Genomic DNA, 20,956 nt, shown 5'->3' on the forward strand with positions numbered 1-20,956 from the left:
AGATATATTTCATAGGTAATGAGGCCGCGACGGGAAATCTGTTCCCTCCCTCATTGTTCTGAGTGCCTGTTAGCCTTTTACTCCGTATAATATTCAACGTTTCATCAGGTTGGTGAGGTTCACGGGTGCAAGAGGGGGATAGCATGAGCATAATAGCGTTGATTTTGGCCTTAGTGCTCGCCTGCCTGATTGCCGCCGGTCTGTATCTTTGGTTTAAAGCCCGCAATCAGCCGATGCTGACGCGTGCCCTGCCCTTTATCAAACCTACGCATCGCAAACTGTCCGGCGAAGAACGCGCGGCCGTTGAGCACTACCTCAATCTGCAAAACAAGCTAAGCAACAAATTGCTGCCTGGCAGCAGCGCGTCGCTGCCTACCGCCAAGCTGGCGCTGACCCCGCACAGCGACAACGTTTATCCCGTCACCCACGCCATTACCCGCTACGGTCTGGCCAGCGATGAACCCAATAAATGGCGCTACTATCTTGATGCCGAAGAAGTGCATCTGCCGCCGTTTTGGGAACAATACATCAGCGCCGATAACCACGTCGAAGTGATAAAAACCCAGACGCTGCCGCTGGTCATTTCACTCAATGGGCATTCGCTGAAAGATCATATCCACGATCGGCCGCAACCGCCGGTCGTAACGGCTACACCAACCAAAAACGCCTCTATCCGCAAGGAAGAGAGCGAGCACGTCGAGTTGGTGAACATCCGCAAGGAAACCCTTGAAGAACATGCGCTGAACCGCCCGAACGGCATCAAGGACGCCGGTATCATTTCTGCCGCCCTGCTGTTGCTGTTTTTCAGCCTGATAAGCCCGGTACTGGTCATCCCCTGGATGATTTTCGTCGCCGTGCTGACCATCGCCTGGGGCTGCTGGAACCTGTTCCGCCGGCCGACCGAGCGTGAGCTGAAGGAAGTGCACTGCCTGCGGGGCACGCCAAAACGCTGGGGGCTGTTTGGCGAATCCAATCAGGGGCAGATAAGCAACATCTCGCTCGGCATCATCGATCTGATTTACCCTCCGCACTGGCAGCCTTACATTACCCAGGATCTGGGGAAAACCACCGACGTGGATATCTATCTTAATCGTCAGGTGGTGCGTCAGGGGCGGTTCCTTTCGTTGCACGATGAGGTGAAAAACTTCCCGCTGCAGCAATGGGGCAAAAACGCGGTGCTGATGGCCAGTTCGTTGCTGGTGTTGGTGCTATTGCTGACCTATATCCCGCTGAGCCTACCGCTGAAGCTAAGCATGGCCTGGCTGCAAGGTGCGCAAAAAATCGAGGTGACCAATGTGCAGGCGCTGGAAGGCGCGACCTTGCGCATTGGGGACCAGTTGAGAGCCCGAGGTAACGGTATGTGTTATGTTCCGCCGCAGACCAGCGGTACCAACGCCTCCAACTTTATGCCTTTCGACTGCTCGGGGATTTACTGGAACACCGCCGCGCCGCTGCCACAGCCGGAGTCGGAAGTCATCGACAAAGCCTCGGCGCTGTTGGCGACGGTAAATACCCAGTTGCACCCTGAAGGCACCGAACAAAAGCTCAACCCGCAACTGGCCAGCGCAATTGAAAAATCCGGCATGATACTGCTGGATGATTTTTCCGATATCGTCCTGAAAACGCGGGATTTGTGCCAGGCGGAAAATGACTGCGTCCGGCTCAAGAACGCGCTGGTGAATCTGGGTAACGTCAAAAACTGGAATACCCTGGTGAAACGCGCCAAATCAGGATCGCTGCAAGGGATAAACGTATTGCTGCGCCCGGTGAGCGCCGAATCGCTGGAAAGCCTGACCAAAGTTGCCGCCTCCTCGTTCGTGTACAACGAAACCCGGCAGGCCGCAGCGGCGCTTAACAGCCCGCCTCCGGGCGGCTTCCTGATCAGCAGCGATGAAGGCAAACAGCTGGTGAATCACCCGCAGCCGGCAGTGCCGTTAAACGAATACAATGCGCTTGAGCAATGGAATGAACTGCAGCGCCTTGCCGGCATGTTGCTGCATACGCCGTTCGAAGCACAGGGCGTCATCACCAGTATCAGCATCGATGCCAACGGCACCCGCCACATCGCGCTGCATAGCGAACCGGACATGATCACCTTGTGGCGTTATCTGGGCACCAGCCTGCTGTTGCTGGCGGTCACGGTCATTTTGGGTTACAACGCCTGGCGGTTGGTGCAGCGCCATCGCCTCAACCGGCGCCGCATCGCCGATATCCAACGCTACTACGAAAGCTGCTTTAACCCGCAGTTCACCCCGATGTCATTGCGGCCGATGGCCTGAGTTACTCGCCGATTTCGGCCCTGTCATCCGCTTATGCTACGCTAACGCTATTATCCTTATCCTGCGGACCGCCGACGGTTCGCCTATGGAGTTTTCATGGTTCCCGAGTTTGACTGGCATGAGATCGACACCGTGCTGCTGGATATGGACGGCACCCTGCTCGATCTGGAGTTCGACAGCCACTTTTGGCTGCGCCTGGTGCCGCAGGCAGTGAGCGAGCAACGCGCGATCCCGTTCGAAGAAGCGCGCCAGATTATTCATCAGGAATATTTGGCGGTGCAGCACACCATGAACTGGTACTGCTTCGATTACTGGAGCGAGCGGCTCGATCTGGACATTTATCGCATGACCAGCGACGTGGGCAACCGCGCCCGTCTGCGCGAGGATACCGAACCCTTTTTACAGGCCTTGCGCGCGGCCGGCCATCAGACTATTTTGCTGACCAACGCCCATCCGCACAGCCTGGCGGTGAAAATTGAGCATACCGGTTTGGATCGGCACCTTGATTTATTGCTTTCCACCCACACATTTGGTTATCCGAAAGAAGATCAGCGTTTGTGGCAGGCCGTTCAGCAGCACACCGGTTTTGATCCGCAGCGCACGCTGTTTGTCGATGACGGCGAACCTATTTTGGACGCCGCCCGCAGTTTTGGCATTCGCTACTGTCTGGGCGTGCAGAACCCGGACTCCAGCATGGCGGAGAAAACCTTCCGGCACCATCCGTCGATGCGCGACTACCGCCTGTTGATACCGGCGCTGGAAAAGGGCGAACGATGAAAGAAAAAACAACGCGGGACGACGCGGTCCGGCTGGATAAATGGCTGTGGGCAGCTCGTTTCTACAAGACCCGCGCGCTGGCGCGGGACATGATCGACGGCGGCAAGGTGCACTACAACGGACAGCGCGGCAAGCCGAGCAAAATTGTCGAGATCAATGCCGAGATCAAACTGCGTCAGGGCAATGAAGAACGCACGGTGATCGTGCGGGCCCTCACCGGCCAGCGGCGCGGTGCCGACGAGGCGCAGCAAATGTATCAGGAAACCGAGGCCAGTATCCTCAACCGAGAGAAAATGGCGATCGCGCGCAAGATGAATGCGCTGACCATGCCGCACCCGGACCGCCGTCCGGACAAGAAAGAGCGGCGCGACCTGATTAAATTTAAATTTGGTGAGCAGGAATAATCCCTCACCGCAATGAGAGAAAACTATGTCTAACCATGACCAATTGCACCGTTACCTGTTTGAAAACTACGCGGTGCGCGGTGAGCTGGTTACCGTCAGCGAAACCTATCAGCAGGTTCTGAACAATCACGACTATCCGGCACCGGTACAAAAGCTGCTGGGTGAACTGCTGGTTGCCACCAGCCTGCTGACGGCAACCCTGAAGTTCGACGGCGACATCACCGTGCAATTGCAGGGCGACGGTCCGCTGAAGCTGGCGGTGATTAACGGCAACAACCGCCAGGAAATGCGGGGCGTGGCGCGCGTACAGAGCGACATTGCCGACGACAGCACGCTGCATCAGATGATTGGCAACGGCGTCATGGTGATCACCATCGCGCCTACCGAAGGCGAACGCTATCAGGGCGTGGTCGCTCTGGAAGGCGAAACCCTGGCCGAGTGCCTTGAAGCCTACTTCCGTCAGTCCGAACAGTTGCCAACCCGCTTGTTCATTCGCACCGGCGAGTCGGAAGGCAAAGCGGCTGCGGGCGGCATGCTGTTGCAAGTACTGCCGGCGCAAGACGGCAATGCCGATGATTTCGATCATCTGGTGCAATTGACCAACACGGTGAAAAGTGAAGAGCTGTTCGGCCTGCCGGCCAATGAGGTGCTGTATCGCCTGTACCATCAGGAAGAAGTCACCCTCTACGAACCGCAGGACGTGATCTTCCGTTGCACCTGCTCGCGCCAGCGTTGCGCCGATGCCCTGATCACACTGCCGGCCGAAGAAGTGGCGCAGATGCTGGAGCAAGACGGCAATATCGATATGCACTGTGACTACTGCGGCAACCACTATGTCTTTGACGCCGTGGATGTGGCGGCGCTGTACACCGGTAACACCGGCGAAAGCGAACAGTTGCACTAAGTAACACCCCACATCGGCGGGTGCACCCTGCACCTGCCGGTTTTCCCCGTTTGCACGCTTGCTTTTTTCCGTGGGCTATCTCTCAGATCGTAACGAAAAACCGCTTAAAACGTTAAATATTTGATACCTATCGCGGTTACGCGCTGCTGGATCCCTACAATTGGCGCCAGAAATTCTGTGACCAAGGAGTAGTGACATGCGTGTTAAAGGTATAACCCCTCAGGAGCTGGCCGCTTATGGCATTCATAACGTCGGCGAAATCGTTCACAACCCAAGTTATGAGCTGCTGTTCAAGGAAGAAACCGACCCGTCTCTGGAGGGTTTTGAACGAGGGGTAGTGACCAAGCTGGGTGCCGTATCCGTCGACACCGGTATTTTTACCGGCCGTTCCCCGAAAGATAAATACATCGTCCGTGACGACATCACCCGCGACACCGTCTGGTGGGCCGATCAGGGTAAAGGCAAAAACGACAACAAACCCCTCAGCCCGGAAATCTGGGCAGACCTGAAACAGCTGGTCACCACGCAACTCTCCGGCAAACGCCTGTTTATAGTAGACACGTTCTGCGGCGCCAACGCCGACTCCCGCCTGAAAGTGCGCTTTATCACTGAAGTAGCCTGGCAGGCACACTTCGTGAAAAACATGTTCATTCGCCCGTCTGACGAAGAGTTGCAGGATTTCGAGCCGGACTTCGTGGTGATGAACGGCGCCAAATGCACCAACCCGAACTGGCAGCAACAGGGCCTGAACTCGGAAAACTTCGTCGCTTTCAACCTGACTGAACGTATGCAGCTGATTGGCGGCACCTGGTACGGCGGCGAAATGAAAAAGGGTATGTTCTCGATAATGAACTACCTGCTGCCGCTGAAAGGCATCGCCTCCATGCACTGCTCGGCCAACGTGGGCGAGAAAGGCGACGTGGCCGTGTTCTTCGGCCTGTCCGGTACCGGCAAAACCACCCTGTCTACCGATCCAAAACGCCAGTTGATTGGCGATGACGAACACGGCTGGGATGACGACGGCGTATTTAACTTCGAAGGGGGTTGTTACGCCAAAACCATCAAGCTGTCTGAAGAAGCCGAACCGGAAATCTATCACGCCATCAAGCGCGATGCGTTGCTGGAAAACGTTGCCGTGCTGGCGGATGGCACCATCGACTTCAACGACGGTTCAAAAACCGAGAATACCCGCGTTTCCTACCCGATCTACCACATCCAAAACATCGTCAAGCCGGTTTCCAAAGCGGGTCATGCCACCAAGGTAATCTTCCTGACCGCGGACGCCTTCGGCGTGTTGCCACCGGTATCCCGCCTGACCGCGAACCAGACTCAGTACCACTTCCTGTCCGGTTTTACCGCCAAGCTGGCCGGTACCGAACGCGGCGTGACCGAGCCAACCCCGACCTTCTCCTCCTGCTTCGGCGCGGCCTTCCTGACGCTGCACCCAACGCAGTACGCTGAAGTGCTGGTAAAACGCATGCTGGCCGCCGGCGCGCAAGCCTACCTGGTGAACACCGGCTGGAACGGCACCGGCAAACGCATCTCCATCAAGGATACCCGCGGCATTATTGACGCGATCCTCAACGGTGAAATCGATAAGGCGGAAACCATCACTCTGCCAATCTTCGATCTGGCGATGCCAACCTCACTGCCGGGCGTCAACCCGGCTATCCTGGATCCACGCGCTACCTACGCCAACCCTGAGCAGTGGCAGGAAAAAGCGCAGGATCTGGCCGAGCGGTTTATCACCAACTTCGACAAATATACCGATACGCCTGCGGGCGCAGCGCTGGTCAGCGCCGGCCCAAAACTGTAACCTTCTCTTTTTGCAGCTTCAGCTAAGGCGTGGATTCCACGCCTTTTTTCATTTTTAACGATTGTTTTTTAGCCAGGTAAGCGAGATGATAATGCAGTGCAATCATTGACAGCAAAGGAGATTCCAATGGCTACCATAACCGTCAGAAATCTGGACGATGACATAAAGGAATTGCTGCGTATTTCGGCAGCGAAAAACGGCCACTCCATGGAGGAGGAAGCACGCATGATTTTGAAGCAGGCTCTGGTGAAAAAACCGCCGCGCTATGGCTTGGGCACATGGATGCACCAACATTTCGCCGAATTCGGCGGCGTTGAGCTGGAGATCCCACCGCGCGATAAAACACCGGCGCGCATTGTCACCTTTGACGATGATGATGACCAACCATGATCATTCTCGACACTAACGTGATTTCGGAGACACTGCGTCCCGGCCCACATTACAACGTGATCAAATGGCTGAATGAAAAAGACAACGACGAGCTTTATCTGAGTGCAATTGTCGTTGCCGAGCTGTTCAGCGGCGTTGCCTGTATGCCGGAAGGGAGACAGCAGCTTGAGTTAATACATAAACTGACCGAAGCAATGCAGATAAGATTTGACGAGCAAATTCTGCCATTTGATGCGCTTTGCGCCATGCAATATGCAGACTTGATGGGAAAAAACCAACGGCTGGGAAGAGCAATGAGCACGCCTGATACGCAAATAGCCGCCACCTGCCTGCATTACGGCGCTACCCTTGCCACGCGTAATACCAAGGACTTCATCCATTGCGGAATTGAATTGATTGATCCTTGGCAGGCCAGCGCTGGCCGTCGCCTACACGAAGAAGCGGCGGAATACTACGTGATGAGCAGAAAACCCTGACGGGGCCACCGCGAGGCGGCCCTCTGTCAGCCGGTATCACAGGTTCTCTTTCACCGCCTGATGCCCATTGGTCGGCTCTTTTTTCTCCATCGGCAACGGAATATAAGCCCTGATCAACAGCCCGCCGCGTTCGCTGGTGCCGATATCCAACGCGCCGTGATGGCCGTCGATAATACGCTGCACTATCGCCAGCCCAAGCCCGGTTCCGCTGGTGCTGCGCGCGCTGTCGCCGCGGACGAACGGCTGCAGCAGATGTTTCAGTTCTTCAGGCTTGATGCCCGGACCATCGTCCTCCACCTGGAACCAGCCGCGTTGCAGTTCACGCCCGCTGCTGACCTTGATCCAGCCGTTACCGTAACGCGCCGCATTCACCACCATGTTCACCGCCGCACGCTTAATCGATAGCGGATGCACATTCATCATCAGCTCACCCGGCGCCATGGCAGTTTCGATCACGCGCTCATAGCCGCTCTCGGCCGCCACGACTTCGCCCAGAATCGAGTTCAGATCGCTGAGCTCGGTTTGCATCTCCTGGCCGGTGCGCAAATAGTCAATAAACTGCTCGATGATGGCGTTGCACTCTTCGATGTCTTTATTGATCGACTCCGCCAGATAACCATCGTCGGTGCTCATCATCTCGGTCGCCAGACGGATGCGCGTCAAGGGTGTGCGAAGATCGTGGCTAACCCCGGCCATCAACAGCGTGCGATCGTCCGCCAGTTGCTTGACGCCCGATGCCATCTGATTGAAGGCCCGCGTCACCGAACGCACTTCCGAAGCGCCGTACTCGCGCAGCGGCGGCGGGATAATGCCTTTGCCCACCTGCAAAGCCGCGTGCTCCAGCTCCACCAGCGGGCGGTTCTGGATGCGGATAAACAGCCAGGCACCGCCGATGGCCAGCAGCATAATCGCCAGGGTATAGCGGAACAGCGGCGAGAAATCGCCCTGGTGAATTTCAGTCAGCGGAACCCGTACCCAGATATCAGGTTGCAGCCAGGTTTTCAGCCACACCACCGGGGAGTTCTTGTTCACTTCCACCCGCACGTCGGTCGGCCCGCCGAGCTGCTGCGCCATCTGTTGGCTGAGGAATTGATAGTGCTGCGCCCAGCGCAGCCCGCTCTCCTCCGCCGCCGAGTTGGTGTACAGGGAAATCCCCAACTCACGGTAAATTTCACGGCGAAACGCCGGCGGCACTTCCAGCAACGTGCCATCTTCCAACTGCAACCGATCGGTCATCAGCATACGCACTTCGTAGGCCAATACCTTGTTGAACTGCTGCAAACTGGGCAGGATGGCGAAGTTCAGCACCACCAGATAGGTCGTCACCAGGCTGACGAACAGCAAGGTGACGATCAACAGCAGGGTTCGGGCAAACGAGCTACGCGGTGAGAAGCGCAATCGTCTCATGCCTTGCTGCCGTCCGGGACGAAGACGTAGCCAAGACCCCAAACGGTCTGGATATAGCGTGGATGTGCCGGATCTTCTTCAACCATGCGGCGAAGACGGGAAATTTGCACGTCGATGGAGCGTTCCATCGCGCTGTATTCACGGCCGCGCGCCAGGTTCATCAGCTTGTCGCGCGAAAGCGGTTCACGCGGATGGCTCACCAACGCCTTAAGTACCGCAAACTCACCGCTGGTCAATGGCATAGGCTCATCTTCGCGGAACATTTCACGGGTGCCCAGATTCAGTTTGAATTTGCCGAAGGCAATCACCGCCTCTTCCTGCGAAGGCGCGCCTGGCAGTTCGTTGGCCTGACGGCGCAATACCGCACGGATGCGGGCCAGCAGTTCACGCGGGTTGAAAGGTTTTGGGATGTAATCATCGGCACCGATCTCCAGCCCAACGATACGGTCGACTTCTTCGCCTTTGGCGGTCACCATGATGATCGGCATCGGGTTGCTCTGGCTGCGCAGACGGCGGCAGATGGACAGCCCATCTTCACCCGGCAACATCAGGTCCAGCACCATCAGGTGGAAAGATTCACGCGTCAGCAAGCGGTCCATTTGCTCAGCGTTGGCGACGCTGCGAACCTGAAAACCCTGTTCGGTTAAATAACGCTCTAAAAGCGCACGCAGGCGCATATCGTCATCGACGACCAGAATCTTATGATTCTCTTGCATTGTATTACTCCCAAAGGCTTTATTGCCTGACGTGAATATTGTTAAAAAACCCTGTCATTTCGGACAGCGTTTAATGGTATATATTCTAGACGAAATTGTTACAAAGCTTATTCTTTTGCCCATTTATCAACAATTTTCATCAAAATTCCGGCGACGGTTCGTCAAAACCCCGATATTTTTAGATTAAATTTGGGATAACCTCGTTATTCGACCCAGGGCGATCCCCCATGAATGTCGAGTTGCGGCCGGGCGGCCGGTTCGGCAGTGTAACTCAGGCGAGGCGATAAAAAACGTCAGCGATCGGCAATTTTGCGAGCCGATGCTTTATTGAGCGCTTATTGCCTTCGGTAACGCCAAGCCAAAGCACCGTCATGCAACCTTTGATATCCCCATAAAGGCAGAAAACAATGAGAACGCAGCTGATAACCCGCGAGGGTTACGACAAACTCAAACAGGAGCTGGACTTTCTCTGGCGTGAAGAACGACCGGAAGTCACCAAAAAAGTGACCTGGGCCGCCAGCCTCGGCGACAGAAGTGAAAATGCCGATTACCAGTACAACAAAAAACGGCTGCGGGAAATCGATCGCCGCGTCCGCTACCTGACCAAATGTCTCGAGCAGTTGAAGATTGTCGACTATTCGCCGCAACAGGAAGGCAAGGTGTTCTTCGGCGCCTGGGTGGAAGTGGAAAATGAGAATGGCGAGTGTAAGCGCTTCCGCATCGTGGGCTACGACGAAATTTTTGGCCGCCGGGACTACATCTCCATCGATTCGCCGATGGCCCGCGCCCTGCTTAAAAAAGAGGTGGGGGATGCCGCCACCGTCAACACCCCGGTGGGCGATGCGCTGTGGTATGTGAATGAGATCGAGTATGTGAAGTAAGATTCGGTTTTTTCCGAGCGGCCGCGCAGGTGGCCGCTGTCCCGCGGAGCTTGCGGCAACGGCCCCCCGCGTAACCTCGGCACATCGGGCAAAGACGGGCCGCGCCACTGGCATTTTTGCCGATCAATCCGTATAACTGTCCCCCTGTTTCCTAACCGTTTTCAACAGATACCCGACCTATGAATGACCCACTGAGCCGCATTATTGCAACAGAACTGCAGGCCCGGCCGGAGCAAGTTGACTCCGCCATCCGTCTGCTGGATGAAGGTAATACCGTGCCTTTTATCGCACGCTATCGTAAGGAAGTCACCGGGGGCCTGGACGACACCCAACTGCGCCAGCTGGAAACCCGCCTGGGTTATCTGCGTGAACTGGAAGACCGCCGTCAGACCATCCTCAAATCGATCGACGAACAGGGCAAACTGACCGAACAGCTGGCGGGGGCGATTAACGCCACGCAAAGCAAAACCGAACTCGAAGACCTCTACCTGCCGTACAAACCCAAACGTCGTACCCGTGGCCAAATCGCTATCGAAGCCGGTCTGGAGCCGCTGGCCGACACCCTGTGGCAGGATCCGCAGCAACAGCCGGAACAGCTGGCCGAAAGCTACGTTGATGCCGACAAGGGCGTGGCGGATGTCAAAGCCGCCCTCGACGGCGCGCGTTACATTCTGATGGAGCGCTTCGCCGAAGACGCCGCGCTGCTGGCCAAGGTGCGTAACTACCTGTGGAAGCATGCCCACCTGGTGTCCAAAGTGGTGGAAGGCAAAGAAGAAGACGGCGCCAAGTTCCGCGACTATTTTGATCACCATGAGCCTATTGCCCAGGTGCCTTCGCACCGTGCATTGGCAATGTTCCGTGGCCGCAACGAAGGCGTGCTGCAGTTGGCGCTGAACGCCGATCCGCAGTTTGAAGAAGCCCCGCGCGAAAGCCAGGCGGAGCAAATCATCATCAGCCACCTCGACCTGCGCCTGAATAACGCCCCGGCCGACGCCTGGCGCAAAGCGGTGGTCAACTGGACCTGGCGCATCAAGGTGCTGTTGCATCTGGAAACCGAATTAATGGGTACGGTGCGCGAACGCGCGGAAGACGAAGCCATCAACGTTTTCGCCCGTAACATGCAGGATCTGCTGATGGCCGCACCGGCCGGCATGCGCGCCACCATGGGCCTGGATCCCGGTCTGCGCACCGGGGTAAAAGTGGCGGTGGTGGATTCTACCGGCAAGCTGGTGGCCACCGATACCGTCTACCCGCACACCGGCCAGGCCGCGAAAGCCGCCGCTATCGTCGCCGCGCTGTGCATCAAACATAAAGTGGAACTGGTCGCTATCGGCAACGGCACCGCATCGCGCGAGACTGAGCGTTTTTACCTTGAATTACAGCAGCAGTTCAGCGAAGTCAAAGCGCAGAAGGTGATCGTCAGCGAAGCGGGCGCCTCGGTGTATTCCGCCTCCGAACTGGCGGCGCTTGAATTCCCGAACCTCGACGTTTCGCTGCGTGGCGCCGTCTCCATCGCCCGCCGTTTGCAGGATCCGTTGGCCGAGCTGGTAAAAATCGACCCGAAATCCATCGGCGTCGGTCAGTACCAGCACGACGTCAGCCAAAGCCAACTGGCGAAAAAGCTGGACTCGGTGGTGGAAGACTGCGTAAACGCCGTCGGTGTCGATCTGAATACCGCCTCAGTGCCGTTGCTGACCCGCGTGGCCGGCCTGACGCGCATGATGGCGCAGAACATCGTTACCTGGCGTGATGAGAACGGCCGTTTCAGCAACCGCGAACAACTGCTGAAAGTCAGCCGCCTGGGGCCAAAGGCCTTTGAACAGTGCGCCGGCTTCCTGCGCATCAACCACGGCGATAACCCGCTGGATGCCTCTACCGTGCACCCGGAAACCTATCCGGTGGTCGAACGTATTCTGGCCGCCACCCGGCAGGCGCTGCAAGATTTGATGGGCAACCCGGCGGCAGTGCGCAGCCTGAAGGCCAGCGACTTCACCGACGACAAATTCGGTGTGCCGACGGTCACCGACATCCTGAAAGAGCTGGAGAAACCGGGCCGCGATCCGCGTCCGGAATTCAAAACCGCCACCTTTGCCGAGGGCGTGGAAACCCTCAACGATCTGCAGCCGGGCATGATTTTGGAAGGGTCGGTCACCAACGTCACCAACTTCGGCGCCTTTGTGGATATCGGCGTACATCAGGACGGCCTGGTGCATATCTCCTCGCTGGCGGACAAGTTCGTCGAAGATCCGCACACCGTGGTGAAAGCCGGCGACATCGTCAAAGTGAAGGTGATGGAAGTGGACCTGCAGCGCAAACGCATCGCACTGAGCATGCGTCTGGACGAGCAACCGGGTGAAGGTTCGCCACGTCGCGGCGGCAACAGCACCCCGGCGAAGGGCAGCCCTTCCCGCGCACCGGCCAATAAGGCCAAACCACGCAGCAGTTCACCGGCAGGCAACAGCGCCATGGGTGACGCGCTGGCGGCGGCATTCGGTAAGAAATCGTAGGGCCAGTGCTGCCTGCCTGAAAGACCAAAGTTACACAGGGCGGAGCCGGCTCCGCCCTTTCTCAAAAAAAGCGTCGCTATTTTTTGACCCGCCTCAATAAACCCGCTTATTTTTCCCGAGCGATAAACACCCGGTTTTTCAGCCTGAAAATAACGCCGAATCCCTGTTCGTTAACACCGTTTTTAACAACCGGTTTTCATTTCGCCCTTTCACGGTGAAACACAAAGGGTTACCGCTCGTATTCCGCCGGCAAGATGTTATCGAATAAACGCCGGCTCGCTGCCCTACCCGCTAAACACCACTCAATCTGTCGCTAATTTTTGCAAATCGGAAAAAATCGCTGCAATTACGTAACTGATTTAACTCGCCATTCGCATTTGCTCCCCCCACAGGCCCGGTGATAAAAATAGGGGCATCAGGCAATCCGCTCGTTAAATGCCGATGCCATAACCTTTGGTTACCAATACCCCTACTTTTTGTATTGAATACGATAACTATTCTCACTATTATTGCGTTGCGCGTTCACTGCATTACCTGATGGATTGAAAACCTCGGCTGCCCGCGATCCTTATCGCAGCGCTTCGTCTGGAACGTTCTTTTATCGTCATCGGCCCAATAACAGGGGTTCTGAGAAGGTTATATGCATCTTCAACCTAAAAGCTCTTACAAGATTGCCGGTTTTTCCAATGACATCGGTCCGGCCTATCGCCAGAAACTGTTATCGCTCGGCATGCTGCCCGGCTCTTCGTTTGAAGTAGTGCGCGTCGCGCCGCTGGGCGATCCGATAGAAATAAAAACCCGCCGCGTCAGCCTGGTGCTGCGCAGGAAAGACCTGGCCCTGATCCTGCTCGACGGCCAATCCTGATTCTGCGCCGTCTCGCTCTGGCCGCGCCCCCGCCCGGCTCAATGTCCATTGACTGATACACGCGAAATGATGAAAAAACTCACTATTGGCTTAATAGGCAACCCCAATTCCGGTAAAACTACGCTGTTCAACCAGTTGACCGGGGCGCGCCAGCGGGTCGGCAACTGGGCAGGCGTGACGGTAGAGCGTAAAGAAGGCCAGTTCACCACGCCGCAATCCCAGGTCAACCTGGTCGATCTACCCGGCACCTATTCGCTGACCACCATCTCGGAACAAACCTCGCTCGACGAACAGATCGCCTGCCATTACATCCTGAGCGGCGATGCCGATCTGCTGATCAACGTCGTCGATGCCTCCAATCTTGAACGCAACCTGTACCTGACGCTGCAGCTGCTGGAACTGGGCATCCCCTGCATCGTTGCGCTGAACATGCTGGATATCGCCAGAAGCCAGCAAATCGAGATTGATATCGCTGCGCTGTCGGCGCGTCTCGGCTGTCCGGTGGTGCCTTTGGTCTCCACCAGGGCCGACGGCATCGGCATGTTGAAGCAGATCATCGACAACCACCGGTTTAACGAACTGAAAGCGCTGGTGAACTATCCGCCGGTGCTGCTGAAGGAAATGGCTACCCTGAGCGACGCCATGCCGGAGACTCTGCCAACGGAGCAACGCCGCTGGCTGGCGCTGCAAATGCTGGAAGGCGACATCTACAGCCATCAATTGGCCGGCAACGCCACCGCCCTGCTGCCTGCCGCCAGGCTGGCGCTGCAACAGCAGCAACAAGAAGATCCGGCGCTGGTGATTGCCGATGCGCGCTATCAGTCGATAGCCACCCTGTGTGATGCGGTCAGCAACTCGCAGCAGGCAATGCCGAATCGCCTGACCGAAGCGCTGGACAAGGTGATCCTCAACCGCTGGCTGGGGGTGCCCATCTTTTTGCTGGTGATGTACCTGATGTTCTTGCTGGCGATCAACCTCGGCGGCGCGCTGCAACCGATCTTTGATATCGGTTCAGCGGCAATCTTTATCCAGGGCATTCAATGGCTGGGCTATAGTCTGCACTTTCCTGAATGGCTGACGATTTTCCTGGCGCAGGGCGTCGGTGGCGGCATCAACACCGTGCTGCCGCTGGTGCCGCAAATCGGCATGATGTACCTGTTTCTGTCCTTTCTCGAAGACTCCGGTTACATGGCGCGTGCAGCCTTTGTCATGGACCGCCTGATGCAAGCGCTTGGGCTACCCGGTAAATCCTTCGTGCCGCTGATTGTCGGCTTCGGTTGCAATGTGCCGTCCATCATGGGCGCACGCACGCTGGATGCCCCGCGCGAACGCTTGATTACCATCATGATGGCACCGTTCATGTCCTGCGGTGCCCGGCTGGCGATTTTTGCGGTGTTTGCCGCCGCCTTCTTCGGCCAGGACGGCGCGGGCGTGGTGTTCTCGCTGTATATGCTCGGCATCGTGGTGGCGATCCTCACCGGGCTGGTACTGAAGTACACCATCATGCGCGGCGAAGCTTCGCCGTTCGTCATGGAACTGCCGGTTTATCATGTGCCGCACCTGAAAAGCCTGCTGCTGCAAACCTGGCAGCGGCTGAAAGGCTTTGTGCTGCGCGCCGGGAAAGTGATCGTGATCGCCAGCATCTTCATCGGCGGCCTGAACAGCTTTACGTTCAGCGGCAAGCCGGTAGACAACATCAATGATTCCGCGTTGGCGTCGGTGTCCAAGGTCCTGACGCCGCTGCTGCAGCCGATGGGCATTCACAGCGACAACTGGCAAGCCACCGTCGGGCTGGTGACCGGAGCCATGGCGAAGGAAGTGGTCGTCGGCACGCTGAACACCCTGTACACCGCCGAGCACATCAATAACAGCGAGTTCGATGCCGCCAACTTTAACCTGTTGGACGAACTGAGCGGCGCGGTGGAGACTACCTGGCAGGGACTGAAAGACACCTTCAGCCTGAGCGTACTGTCCAACCCCATCGAGGCCAGCAAGGGCGACGGGGAGATGGGCGTCAGCTCAATGGGCATGATGAGCAGCAAATTCGGCTCCGGCATCTCTGCCTACAGCTACCTGATCTTTGTGCTGTTGTACGTGCCCTGCGTGTCGGTGATGGGCGCTATCGCCCGTGAATCCAGCCGCGGCTGGATGACCTTTTCCATTCTCTGGGGCCTGAATCTCGCCTACTCGTTGGCTACGCTGTTTTATCAGGTTGCTACCTTCGGCCGGCATCCGGGGTACAGCCTGACGGCCATCGCCATCGTGGTGCTGGTCAATCTGCTGATCCTGTTAGGCCTGCGCCGGGCGCGCAGCCGGGTAACGGTACGTCTGGGCAAAGCTACGCCTGCCGCCTGTTGCCAGGGTGCTCAGGGTAACTGCCACTGATGGCCGGCCTGCTGCAGATCCGCGATGCGTTGGCGCTGCATGGCAGCGTTCAGGCGCAACAACTCAGCCGCCAGTTGACGACCCCACTGCCGCTGGTGCTGGCGATGCTGGAACGTTTAACGGCGATGGGAAAAGTGGAGCGGATTGAACAGGATAACAGCGCCTGCCTGAGCGGCAGTTGCAAAAGCTGCCCGGAGGGCAAGGGATGCGGTACGGTGGTGTATCGGTTAAAACGCTAAGAATCGGGGCGCAGTACAAAATGCGCCCCTTGTTAATCAAGAATGATTACTTGTCTTTATACACTTCGGCTGTCGCGCTGAACTTACCGTGTTCGCGGCCGGAGATAATCACATAATACTGACCACCTTTTTCATCGGCCTTCTTCGACAGTTCTTCTTTCGCATCCATCGGCGAAGTGGTTTCTGCGGTGGTGGTGACCGTACCGATCTTCTCGTATTTACCCGGATTTTTGTCCAGATCTTCTTTGGTCAGCAAGGTTGCCGCCAGGGAGCTGAAAGACACGGAACCGACGACCAACGCTGCAATAATCATTTTCAAAGATTTCATTACCATACCTCTCAAGGGAACATTTATTCGTTATGAAAGCCGTCCAAGGGTACATGCGCAATAACACCGGCTGCCGTGACATCTTCAGACCTCGTTGCTTTCCCTGACGAGAGTCCTTTTCCCAGAGACGAAACGTCAAAGTGAAAAAATCCGCGAGCGGTTTTTCAGTTTTCAGCCAACGCATCTACCCCACTAAGTATCGAACAGGTTTCTTTTTTATCCACCGAGCGGCCATTTCTTTAGCGCTTTATTGTGCGTTTTCACTCGAAATGCCACCTTCGGTCACAAAGGTGCGAATAATCTCGGCAAATTCATCAGGGTGAGAAATGAAGGGCGCATGCGCCGCTTTCGCCATGACGACCGACGATGAATGCGGCCAACTGACATCGAGCAACCCGGCGACCTTGCGCGGCACCACCCCGTCCAGATAACCGTATATACGCAGCAGCGGCAGAGTCAGTTCAACCATCGGCAGGCGTAAATCCGCGGTGCGCAGCATCTCCAGACCGCCGTTCAACACCTCGACGCTCGGCATCGGCTGATTCAACACCACGGATTTCAGCAGGCGCGCGTCTTGCCGTGCGCTTGCCGTACCCAGGGTTTGTAATGCCAGAAAACGTTCTACCGTGCGCTGGAAATCCTGGCTCAACTGTTGCTGAAAACCGCTCAGCACCTCTGGACGGATCCCCGGCCAATCGTCCTGTGCGGCAAAGCACGGCGAGGAAGCCACGGTAATCAGCCCGCGTACTCGCTGAGGCTGCGTCAGCGCAATCTGGCCGGCCACCAGCCCGCCGAGCGACCAGCCCAGCCACCAGGCCTGCGGCGGTGCGGCGGCCAGCACGATCTCCGCCATCTGCGCGAGCGACATGCCGCCAAACCCCTGACTGCGGCCATAGCCCGGCAGATCGACCAGATGCAGGCGAAAATGCGGCGTCAGCCGCTCAAGCGTGCAACCCCACACCTCCGCATTCAGTCCCCATCCGTGCAGCAGCACAAGATCGCGTTCGCCTTCACCTATTGTTTGCCAGTACAGCGCAGTCATCAGTTATCGTCCTTTCATTCTCATCCGTCAGGGAGGACGGCTATGCTATCAATCCACAGCCGCTGTTGGCTATGCCGGCAGCCATTATGCCTTAGCCGCCACGGCATCTGTAGTTACTGCCTGCGCCATCTGCCGGCCAAACCGTTGTGTTGCCCTTGCTGCGGTCTGCCCGCCGGCGACGCCGCGCACCCCTGCGGCCGCTGCCTGCAACGGCCACCACCCTGGCAGGCGCTGGTGTTCGTCGGCGACTACGTCGCGCCGCTTCGCCAACTGATCAAAAAATTCAAGTTCCAGCACGCACCGGAACTGGCGCCGCTGCTGGCGCGGCTGATATTGCTAAACTGGCTACGAGCGCATAGAGAGCAGTATCTGAACAGACCCGATGTGATTTTAGCGGTACCCTTGCAGGCTAAACGCTGCTGGCGACGTGGCTATAACCAGAGCGATCTGCTGGCACGGCAACTGGCGCACTGGCTGGGTTGCGATTACCGTCCCGCCACCCTGAGACGGGTACGAAAAACAGCCCCGCAGCAACGGTTGCCTGCCCGTATGCGCAGGCGCAACCTGCGTGGTGCCTTTCGCTGCAATGAACCACTGGCCGGACGACACGTTGCCCTGGTGGATGATGTAGTGACGACCGGCAGTACGGTGGCGGAAATCGCCAGGCTCTTGCTGCGGCAGGGTGCCGCATCGATACAAATCTGGTGCGTTTGCCGCACATTGTAGTGCCACGGCAATGGGCGTATTATAACCGACAATAGAAGTCAACTACTGAGCTAATGCTATGATTCGTATAACAGATACCGCACAGGAACACTTTGCCAAACTGCTGGCAAATCAAGAGGAAGGCACCCAAATCCGCGTATTCGTGATCAACCCGGGTACGCCTACGGCCGAATGCGGTGTCTCTTATTGCCCGCCGGATGCCGTGGAAGCGACAGACACCGAGCTGAAATTCGAAAAGCTGTCCGCCTATATCGACGAAATAAGCAAACCCTATCTGGAAGACGCCGAAATCGACTTCGTCACCGACCAGTTGGGTTCGCAGCTGACGCTGAAAGCGCCAAACGCCAAAATGCGCAAGGTGGACGACAACGCCCCGCTGATGGAACGCGTTGAATACGTGCTGCAATCACAGATCAACCCACAGCTGGCAGGCCACGGCGGCCGCGTAACCTTGATGGAAATCACCGAAGACAGCTTGGCGATCCTGCAGTTCGGCGGCGGCTGTAACGGCTGTTCGATGGTCGACGTAACGCTGAAAGAAGGGATCGAGAAAGAACTGCTGCAGAAGTTCCCTGAACTGAAAGGCGTGCGCGATTTGACCGAGCATCAGCGCGGCGAGCACTCCTACTACTGATACCCGCTCTCCAGGCGATAGCCTGAAAACGGAAAGAAAAATGCCGGATTGGCTTCGCCAAATCCGGCATTTTTATGACAATTACCCCACCGATACCTTTCGCCGACGCTTGTCCAAATCCTTCAGCAGCCGGTTAACCTGCTGATCGGCAAACATCTCCTCCAGCGTTTTGTTCAGTTTACGCCGCCAGTTTGGGTACTGATCGCTGGTGCCGGGAATATTGACCGGTTCGGCCATGTCCAGCCAGTCTTCCGGCTGCAGGCCCAGCAGCGCGCTGGCGCTGTCGGCGACATAGCGCTGTAAGCCACGGTTCAGCAACGGGCTCATGTTCAGCAACGCCGCCTTCTTGCCCACCTTCTGCGGCACGCAGCCATAATGATGCAATCCGTCCAGCAATCCCTGCTTGGCGCGCTCACGATCGGCAAACAATTCTTTCAGGATCTCCGCATCCGGATACAGCCCCAGCTGGTTGCCAAGTTGCAAATCGCCGCTCTGCCAATAACCGCGCAACGTCGGCAGGTCGTGCGTGGTAATGGTCGCCATCGCCTGAACCGGGTAGGCCTGCGGCGCGCGGAAGTGGTTCTCGCCGTCACGTTCGAAATACAGCACCTTATAAGAATAGACGCCGCTGTCGCGCAGCTTGGCGACAATCTCGACCGGCACGGTGCCCAGGTCTTCGCCGATTACCATACAGCGATGGCGCTGACTCTCCAGCGCCAACACCGCCAGCAAGTCATCCACCGGGTATTTCACGTAAGCACCATGATCGGCGGTTTCTCCGTAGGGGATCCACCACAGGCGCAGCAACGCCATTACGTGGTCAATGCGCAGCGCACCGCAACTGGTCATATTGGCGCGCAACAGGTCGATAAACGGCTGGTAGCCCCGCGCCGCCATCACGTGCGGATCCATCGGCGGCAGCCCCCAGTTTTGCCCCAGCGGGCCCAGAATGTCCGGCGGCGCGCCAACCGACGCTTTCAGGCAATAAAGCTCGCGATCGCACCAGGTTTCCGCACCGCCCTCCGCCACGCCCACCGCCAAATCGCGGTACAGGCCAATCGGCATTTGCTGTTGCTGGCTCTGGCGGAAACACTCGGCGAACTGGCTGGTGGCCAACCACTGCAACCACAGATAGAAAGTCACCGAATCCTGCTGCTGCCGGCAAAACTGCTGCACTGCGGCGCTGTCGCCCTGCTGATATTGCTCCGGCCAGGCCGGCCAACCCCACAGGCTGCCGTCAACGGCGGCAAGATGAGCATGCAATGCGTCAAACGCCGCCTGTTGATACAGGCTGTCGCCACCGTCGGCAACAAACTGCTCGAACGCCTGACGCTGCTCGTCACCGGCTTTACGCCCCTGGAACAACGGGAATGCCAGCTTCAGCGCCGCCAGCTTGAGCTGCGTCACCGTGCTGTAATCGACCTGCTCGCTGCTGCGCGCTTTGGTCAGCTGTTTTTGCGTTGCCGGCTTCAGCCACCATTTCTGCGCCGCGTCGCTACGCTGGAACTCTTCCACCGCATTCACATCGATATACACCACATTCAGCCAGCGACGCGACGACGGGCTGTACGGGCTGGCGCTTTCCGGGTTAGCCGGATACAGCGCGTGGATCGGGTTCAGCCCGACAAAAGCGCCGCCGCGTTCACCGACCTGCTCGACCATCTGCCGCAGATCGCCAAAATCGCCGATACCCCAGTTACGATCGGACCGCAGCGTGTAAAGCTGGACACAAGCGCCCCACAGCTTTTGCCCGGTCAGCAGCGCATCCGGCTCGAAGCAGCGTTTCGGCGCAACAATCAACCGGCACTGCCACTGCTGTTCGCCCTGGGTCAGCGTCAATTGGTGATAACCCGGCGGCAACTCGCCCGGCAGGGTAAAGGTTTTGCGCGCGCTGGCGCGCCCCTGTTGCCGGCCACCGTCTTCACGCAGCAGCGTCCAGAGATACTCGCCGCTGCCCGCAAGCGGCAACGCCACCGGCGCGCCCTGATAAAACACCTTGACCGCCGGCAGCGGCGTCACCGCAACCTCCAGCGGTGCGGCAGTCCGCCCCATGGCATCCAGCAGCTTGCGCTTGGTGTCCTGCGCGATCGCCTGCTGTTTCCCATGAGCGTTAATATAATCAGCGGCAATACCCGCCTGAGCGGCCGCCTGGTCGATGCGCTTGCGATCCATTCGCTCTC

General features: G+C 57.5%; 19 protein-coding genes. 14 read left to right on the forward strand and 5 right to left on the reverse strand.

Features of this window, described 5'->3' with window-relative positions:
• Positions 1-143 precede the first annotated feature (143 nt).
• The 7 genes from V2S86_RS22950 to V2S86_RS22980 all read left to right on the forward strand — a co-directional run bounded on the left by V2S86_RS22950 (position 144) and on the right by V2S86_RS22980 (position 7,046).
• Complete coding sequence (locus tag V2S86_RS22950; protein WP_330764283.1) at positions 144-2,279, forward strand: intracellular growth attenuator family protein; 2,136 nt, start codon at positions 144-146, stop codon at positions 2,277-2,279.
• 96 nt (positions 2,280-2,375) lie between these two features.
• The gene (gene yrfG / locus V2S86_RS22955; RefSeq protein WP_330764284.1) at positions 2,376-3,056 is read left to right on the forward strand and encodes a GMP/IMP nucleotidase; all 681 of its coding nucleotides are present in this window, start codon (positions 2,376-2,378) and stop codon (positions 3,054-3,056) included.
• The gene (gene hslR, locus V2S86_RS22960) at positions 3,053-3,460 is read left to right on the forward strand and encodes a ribosome-associated heat shock protein Hsp15 (protein WP_330764285.1); all 408 of its coding nucleotides are present in this window, start codon (positions 3,053-3,055) and stop codon (positions 3,458-3,460) included. The genes yrfG and hslR overlap by 4 nt, the downstream gene beginning before the upstream one ends.
• Before the next feature lie 25 nt (positions 3,461-3,485).
• Positions 3,486-4,364, forward strand: a complete 879-nt coding sequence (gene hslO, locus V2S86_RS22965) for an Hsp33 family molecular chaperone HslO (protein ID WP_330764286.1) — start codon at positions 3,486-3,488, stop codon at positions 4,362-4,364.
• A 196-nt stretch (positions 4,365-4,560) separates the two neighbouring features.
• A complete protein-coding gene (gene pckA, locus V2S86_RS22970; protein ID WP_330764287.1) occupies positions 4,561-6,180 on the forward strand; it encodes a phosphoenolpyruvate carboxykinase (ATP) in 1,620 nt (539 codons plus the stop codon).
• A 126-nt stretch (positions 6,181-6,306) separates the two neighbouring features.
• Positions 6,307-6,570 (forward strand): FitA-like ribbon-helix-helix domain-containing protein, encoded by a 264-nt coding sequence (locus V2S86_RS22975; protein ID WP_126485774.1) that lies wholly within the window; start codon positions 6,307-6,309, stop codon positions 6,568-6,570.
• On the forward strand, positions 6,567-7,046 hold the full coding sequence (locus tag V2S86_RS22980; protein WP_330764288.1) for a type II toxin-antitoxin system VapC family toxin: 480 nt from the start codon (positions 6,567-6,569) through the stop codon (positions 7,044-7,046). Before V2S86_RS22975 ends, V2S86_RS22980 begins: the two co-directional genes overlap by 4 nt.
• Before the next feature lie 36 nt (positions 7,047-7,082).
• Here V2S86_RS22980 and envZ read toward each other — a convergent pair whose 3' ends face one another.
• On the reverse strand, positions 7,083-8,453 hold the full coding sequence (envZ, locus tag V2S86_RS22985) for a two-component system sensor histidine kinase EnvZ (protein WP_330764289.1): 1,371 nt from the start codon (positions 8,451-8,453) through the stop codon (positions 7,083-7,085).
• Positions 8,450-9,169, reverse strand: coding sequence for an osmolarity response regulator transcription factor OmpR (ompR, locus tag V2S86_RS22990; RefSeq protein WP_004709363.1), 720 nt, complete (start codon positions 9,167-9,169; stop codon positions 8,450-8,452). Before ompR ends, envZ begins: the two co-directional genes overlap by 4 nt.
• Before the next feature lie 407 nt (positions 9,170-9,576).
• On the opposite strand from ompR, the gene greB reads away from it, so the two are divergent.
• The 5 genes from greB to V2S86_RS23015 all read left to right on the forward strand — a co-directional run bounded on the left by greB (position 9,577) and on the right by V2S86_RS23015 (position 16,046).
• Positions 9,577-10,050, forward strand: coding sequence for a transcription elongation factor GreB (gene greB / locus V2S86_RS22995; protein ID WP_330764290.1), 474 nt, complete (start codon positions 9,577-9,579; stop codon positions 10,048-10,050).
• Positions 10,051-10,229: 179 nt separating this feature from the next.
• Positions 10,230-12,557, forward strand: a complete 2,328-nt coding sequence (locus tag V2S86_RS23000; protein ID WP_330764291.1) for a Tex family protein — start codon at positions 10,230-10,232, stop codon at positions 12,555-12,557.
• A 640-nt stretch (positions 12,558-13,197) separates the two neighbouring features.
• Positions 13,198-13,422 carry a ferrous iron transporter A gene (feoA, locus tag V2S86_RS23005; protein WP_330764292.1) on the forward strand — a complete coding sequence of 75 codons (225 nt, stop codon included), beginning with the start codon at positions 13,198-13,200 and terminating at the stop codon, positions 13,420-13,422.
• A 69-nt stretch (positions 13,423-13,491) separates the two neighbouring features.
• Positions 13,492-15,807 carry a Fe(2+) transporter permease subunit FeoB gene (gene feoB / locus V2S86_RS23010; RefSeq protein WP_330764421.1) on the forward strand — a complete coding sequence of 772 codons (2,316 nt, stop codon included), beginning with the start codon at positions 13,492-13,494 and terminating at the stop codon, positions 15,805-15,807.
• A complete protein-coding gene (locus V2S86_RS23015; RefSeq protein WP_330764293.1) occupies positions 15,807-16,046 on the forward strand; it encodes a FeoC-like transcriptional regulator in 240 nt (79 codons plus the stop codon). Before feoB ends, V2S86_RS23015 begins: the two co-directional genes overlap by 1 nt.
• A 46-nt stretch (positions 16,047-16,092) precedes the next feature.
• Here the strand turns inward: V2S86_RS23015 and V2S86_RS23020 are convergent, their stop codons facing one another.
• Positions 16,093-16,374, reverse strand: coding sequence for a YdgH/BhsA/McbA-like domain containing protein (locus V2S86_RS23020; RefSeq protein WP_199638569.1), 282 nt, complete (start codon positions 16,372-16,374; stop codon positions 16,093-16,095).
• Between the two features lie 247 nt (positions 16,375-16,621).
• A complete protein-coding gene (gene bioH, locus V2S86_RS23025) occupies positions 16,622-17,416 on the reverse strand; it encodes a pimeloyl-ACP methyl ester esterase BioH (RefSeq protein WP_330764294.1) in 795 nt (264 codons plus the stop codon).
• 42 nt (positions 17,417-17,458) lie between these two features.
• Here bioH and gntX point away from each other — a divergent pair, with 42 nt between their 5' ends.
• Positions 17,459-18,142 (forward strand): DNA utilization protein GntX, encoded by a 684-nt coding sequence (gntX, locus tag V2S86_RS23030; RefSeq protein WP_330764295.1) that lies wholly within the window; start codon positions 17,459-17,461, stop codon positions 18,140-18,142.
• 58 nt (positions 18,143-18,200) lie between these two features.
• On the forward strand, positions 18,201-18,776 hold the full coding sequence (gene nfuA / locus V2S86_RS23035) for a Fe-S biogenesis protein NfuA (RefSeq protein ID WP_212557036.1): 576 nt from the start codon (positions 18,201-18,203) through the stop codon (positions 18,774-18,776).
• 81 nt (positions 18,777-18,857) lie between these two features.
• On the opposite strand, the gene malQ is transcribed toward nfuA, so the two are convergent.
• A complete protein-coding gene (gene malQ, locus V2S86_RS23040) occupies positions 18,858-20,948 on the reverse strand; it encodes a 4-alpha-glucanotransferase (protein WP_330764296.1) in 2,091 nt (696 codons plus the stop codon).
• Positions 20,949-20,956 lie beyond the last annotated feature (8 nt).

Origin of the sequence: Serratia sp. C2(1) (assembly GCF_036352655.1) — a bacterium.
Taxonomy (GTDB): Bacteria; Pseudomonadota; Gammaproteobacteria; order Enterobacterales; family Enterobacteriaceae; genus Serratia; species Serratia inhibens.

Excerpts from the sequence above, each read along its gene's own strand:
- V2S86_RS22950 (WP_330764283.1), top strand. The coding sequence starts at position 144 with ATGAGCATAATAGCGTTGATTTTGGCCTTAGTGCTCGCCTGCCTGATT.
- yrfG (WP_330764284.1), top strand. The coding sequence starts at position 2,376 with ATGGTTCCCGAGTTTGACTGGCATGAGATCGACACCGTGCTGCTGGAT.
- hslR (WP_330764285.1), top strand. The coding sequence starts at position 3,053 with ATGAAAGAAAAAACAACGCGGGACGACGCGGTCCGGCTGGATAAATGG.
- hslO (WP_330764286.1), top strand. The coding sequence starts at position 3,486 with ATGTCTAACCATGACCAATTGCACCGTTACCTGTTTGAAAACTACGCG.
- pckA (WP_330764287.1), top strand. The coding sequence starts at position 4,561 with ATGCGTGTTAAAGGTATAACCCCTCAGGAGCTGGCCGCTTATGGCATT.
- V2S86_RS22975 (WP_126485774.1), top strand. The coding sequence starts at position 6,307 with ATGGCTACCATAACCGTCAGAAATCTGGACGATGACATAAAGGAATTG.
- V2S86_RS22980 (WP_330764288.1), top strand. The coding sequence starts at position 6,567 with ATGATCATTCTCGACACTAACGTGATTTCGGAGACACTGCGTCCCGGC.
- envZ (WP_330764289.1), bottom strand. The coding sequence starts at position 8,453 with ATGAGACGATTGCGCTTCTCACCGCGTAGCTCGTTTGCCCGAACCCTG.
- ompR (WP_004709363.1), bottom strand. The coding sequence starts at position 9,169 with ATGCAAGAGAATCATAAGATTCTGGTCGTCGATGACGATATGCGCCTG.
- greB (WP_330764290.1), top strand. The coding sequence starts at position 9,577 with ATGAGAACGCAGCTGATAACCCGCGAGGGTTACGACAAACTCAAACAG.
- V2S86_RS23000 (WP_330764291.1), top strand. The coding sequence starts at position 10,230 with ATGAATGACCCACTGAGCCGCATTATTGCAACAGAACTGCAGGCCCGG.
- feoA (WP_330764292.1), top strand. The coding sequence starts at position 13,198 with ATGCATCTTCAACCTAAAAGCTCTTACAAGATTGCCGGTTTTTCCAAT.
- feoB (WP_330764421.1), top strand. The coding sequence starts at position 13,492 with ATGAAAAAACTCACTATTGGCTTAATAGGCAACCCCAATTCCGGTAAA.
- V2S86_RS23015 (WP_330764293.1), top strand. The coding sequence starts at position 15,807 with ATGGCCGGCCTGCTGCAGATCCGCGATGCGTTGGCGCTGCATGGCAGC.
- V2S86_RS23020 (WP_199638569.1), bottom strand. The coding sequence starts at position 16,374 with ATGAAATCTTTGAAAATGATTATTGCAGCGTTGGTCGTCGGTTCCGTG.
- bioH (WP_330764294.1), bottom strand. The coding sequence starts at position 17,416 with ATGACTGCGCTGTACTGGCAAACAATAGGTGAAGGCGAACGCGATCTT.
- gntX (WP_330764295.1), top strand. The coding sequence starts at position 17,459 with ATGCTATCAATCCACAGCCGCTGTTGGCTATGCCGGCAGCCATTATGC.
- nfuA (WP_212557036.1), top strand. The coding sequence starts at position 18,201 with ATGATTCGTATAACAGATACCGCACAGGAACACTTTGCCAAACTGCTG.
- malQ (WP_330764296.1), bottom strand. The coding sequence starts at position 20,948 with ATGGATCGCAAGCGCATCGACCAGGCGGCCGCTCAGGCGGGTATTGCC.